Raw genomic sequence first — 633 nt, forward strand, 5'->3', positions numbered from 1 at the left:
ACGTCCGCTTAAAGGATCGCGAATACACCCGCCCAGGCACGTAGCCGCACCGCCGAAAGGTTCAATTTCCGTCGGATGGTTGTGCGTTTCGTTCTTAAAAAGAAGGAGCCACTCTTCCCGCTTACCGTCTACATCGACAGGGACGATAATAGTGCAGGCGTTAATTTCATCCGATTCATCCAAATCTTGCAACTTTCCTGCCGCTTTCAGTTCCTTAACGGCAATGGTCGCCATATCCATTAAAGTCTGCGGTTTTTTACGTTTTAAAGCTTCTCGTGTCGTTTTATATGTTTCGTAAGCACGACGAACAGGCGCTGTAAAGGTTCCGTTTTCGAAGGCAATATCCGTGAGTTCCGTCATAAAGGTCGTATGGCGGCAGTGATCGGACCAATAGGTATCGATAACACGAATTTCCGTCATTGTCGGATTGCGTTTTTCTTCATCACGGAAATAGTCGCGGCAAAACAGCAGGTCTTCATAGCTCATAGCCAGGGACAGGCTGTTTCTGAGTTCCTTAAGCTCTTCATCGGACATAGCGATAAAACCGTCTATAACGGGTACGTCCGCCGGCTCTTCCCAAGCCGTTTCCAAGGTTTTCACTTCTGCTAAAGAGGCCTCTCTCGCTTCAACGGG

The 633-nt window shown here is 48.5% G+C and carries 1 pseudogene; it reads right to left on the reverse strand.

From position 1 onward, the window contains the following. Positions 1–633, reverse strand: a pseudogene (locus tag PGX78_RS09095) (phosphoribosylformylglycinamidine synthase); the annotation flags it as partial.

The organism is Megasphaera sp. AF13-6AC (genome assembly GCF_027685385.1).
Taxonomy (GTDB): Bacteria; Bacillota; Negativicutes; order Veillonellales; family Megasphaeraceae; genus Megasphaera; species Megasphaera micronuciformis.